This window comes from Pelomonas aquatica (genome assembly GCF_026712205.1).
GTDB classification, from domain to species: Bacteria; Pseudomonadota; Gammaproteobacteria; order Burkholderiales; family Burkholderiaceae_C; genus Pelomonas; species Pelomonas aquatica.
This window is the reverse complement of record NZ_JAPPUW010000047.1, coordinates 1-3,163: the sequence shown is the minus strand read 5'-3', so window position 1 is coordinate 3,163 and position 3,163 is coordinate 1. Positions and strand designations below refer to the sequence as shown.

Genomic DNA, 3,163 nt, shown 5'->3' with positions numbered 1-3,163 from the left:
CGAGCTGCGCCGGCTGGACGCGTCGCTGCAGGGCATCAGGCGCAACGAGATCTCGGGGCTCTCCTTCGCGCCCGATGGATCGCTGTGGGTGGCCTCCACGCAGGGCGAGATCTACAAGCTCGCCACCGCCACCGACCCGGCCGCCATCGCCAGCGCCACGCTGAGCCAGATCGTGGCCACGGCCGGCAACGGCGTCGCCGCCAACGCGGCGCTGCCCGCGGCCAACGTCGGCCAGGTCATCGAACTCGACGGCAGCAACTTCGGCCCCGGCACGCGCGTGCTGTTCAACACCCGCGACAACGCCGGCAACACCCGCGTGGTCGCGCAGACCCCGCTGGCCATCAACGCCAGCGGCACGCGGCTGCAGGTGCAAGTGCCCGACCAGGCCCGCACCGGCGACGTGCGCGTCGTCAACGAAGGCTGGCGCAACCTCGGCTTCGGCGGCTACCCCGACGCCGTCTACCGCAACGTCAGCGTCAGCTTCACCGCGGCGGGCAGCACCGCCACCATCGCCTTCAGCGACGGCGGCCTGCAAGACATCAACAGCCAGAGCTGGGGGCTGGACAACGTCAGCGTCAGCGACGGCGCCACCACCATCTTCTCCGACAACTTCGAATCCGGCACCGCCAACCCGGCGTGGAGCAACGCCAGCGTCGACAGCACCGCCATCGCCACCTTCAGCCGCTTCGGCGGGCGCTACAACAACGCCAGCCAGCGCCTGAACCTGAGCGGGCTGAGCGCCGGCAAGACCTACACGCTGAACTTCGACCTGCTGGTGTTCGACAACTGGGACGGCAACAACGCCTCGGTCGGCCCCGACCTCATCGACGTGAGCGTGGACGGCGTCAGCAAGCTGCGCGAGACCCTGGCCAACACCACCGACCCCAACGGCGCCCAGACCTTCCGCGCCAGCCCCGGCATCAAGCTGCAGGTCGTGCCCACGCTCAGCGGCATCGACGGCGGCCAGCCCGGCGGCGACGCGGTGTTCAACCTGCACGGCTCCGGCTTCATGGCCGGCGCCTCCACCGTCACCGTCGGCGGCGTGGCGCTGCCCGTGAACGCGCCCAACCTCTACCCCTTCGCCGTCAGCGGCAGCCGCAACGACACCCTCAACGCCGTCGCCCCGCGCACGCTGGACGGCCCCATCCGCATCAGCACCGACGGCGGCTATGCCGAGATCCCCGGCACCAGCCTGCCGGTCCAGCCGATCAGCCTGTTCACCGGCATCGTCGCGCAGGCCAGCGCCGGCACGGCCGCCAACACCGGCCTGCCCTCGGCCGTCGCCGGCCAGACCATCGTGCTGCAAGGCCAGGGCTTCACCAACAACACCCTGGTGCAGTTCCAGGGCATCGACGACAGCGGCCGCCTGGGCACGCTCACGCGCAGCGGCAACGCCGGCAACGGCGGCACCACGCTCAGCCTCGTGGTCCCGGCGCTGGCGCGCAGCGGCGCCGTCACGGTGCTGGGCAGCGGTACCAGCATCAGCCTGCAGATCGTGCCCACGCTGCGCGCCGTCGGCGGCGCGGTGGCGGCGGGCAACACCGTCGTGCTCGAAGGCACGGGCCTGACCGCCAACGACCTCGTCGTCAGCATCGACGGCCGCGGCGTGGGCAGCTTCGCGGTGCGCAGCATCGTCGACGGCAGCGGCACCAACGCGGTCGACCAGCAACTGCTGACGCTGACCGTGCCGGCCGGCGTCGGCGCCGGCGTCATCACCGTCGCCACCGCCGGCGGCAGCAGCATGCTGATCAGCGGCGCCACCACCAGCACCGCGCTGGCCGACATCACCCCGGCCACCGACATCGGCGACACCCTGGCCACGGCCCTGAACCCGGGCCTGGGCACCAACCAGCGCGTCAACATCAACGGCAACATGCCCAGCAGCGCGCCGCTGAACGTGGACATGGTCCGCGTCGACCTGACCGCGGGCGACCAGCTCGCGCTGAACATGGCCAACTCGGCCAGCCTGTACGCCTATGTGCGCGTCTTCGACGCCAACGGCGTGCAGCAGCTGATCAACCTGTTCTCCCCGGGCAGCAGCAACACCGTGCAGCGCTGGACGGCGCCCGCCACCGGCAGCTACTACGTGGGCGTCAGCGGCTACAGCAACACGACCTACAACCCCAAGATCGCCAACTCGGGCAACAACGCCAGCTACTTCGGCAGCTATGCGCTCAATCTCGAGCGCTACGCCGCCGGCGCCAGCCACCTGGGCGGCATCGCCACCAGCGCGGCCAGCGGCAGCCCGGCCAACGCGGGCATCGGCTCGGCCAACGTCGGCCAGACCGTCACCATCTCGGGCGCCGGCCTGCTGGCCAGCGACCAGCTCGTCTTCACGACCCTGGACGACAGCGGCAACCTCGCGGAAGCGAGCGTCGCCTCGACGGTCGACCTGGTCCACCAGACCCTCAGCGCCGTCGTGCCCATCAACGCCACCACCGGCCACGTGCGGCTGGCGCGCGACAGCAGCGGCGTGCTGCTGCAGATCGTGCCCACGCTGAGCGGCGCCGTGATGACCTCGGTCGGCGCCAGCTTCACCGGCAACAACCTGCAGCTCTCGGGCAGCGGCTTCGCCGAAGGCGCCAGCAGCGTGCTGCTGGGCGCGCAGAGCATCGCCGACATCGACCGCTACTACGGGCTGGACGTCTTCAACAACGCCACCCGCATCAACATGACCGTGCCCACGGGCATGCCCACCGGGCCGATCCGCGTCTCCACCGTCGGCGGCACCAGCGCGGCCTTCGCCATCGCGCTCGGCGGCATCACGGCCGCCGCCAGCAGCGGCAGCCCGGCCGACGCCACCCAGGCCTCGGCCAACCCCGGCCAGGCCATCACGCTCACCGGCAGCGGCCTGAGCGCCGGCACCGACGTCGTCTTCCAGACCATCGACGCCAACGGCAACCGCAGCGACGTCGTCGTCGTGCCCACCACCGCCGCGGCCGACGGCAGCCAGGTCACGGTCGCCGTGCCGCTGAACGCCGTCACCGGTCAGGTGCGCATCCTCGGCGCCGCCAACGCGCTGGCGCTGCAGATCGTCCCGGTGGTGACGGGGCTGAGCGTGCAGTCGGTGTCGTCGGACGGGACGAGCGCGACGGTGGTGCTGTACGGGCGCGGGTTCGTGGAAGGCAACAACAGCCTGTACCGGCTGGGCACGACCAGCGTG

General features: G+C 71.4%; 1 protein-coding gene. It reads left to right on the top strand.

All coding sequences use genetic code 11. The features are described from left to right. The coding region (locus NYP07_RS23805; protein WP_268154688.1) for a beta strand repeat-containing protein at positions 1-3,163 on the top strand (3,163 nt) is incomplete at both ends.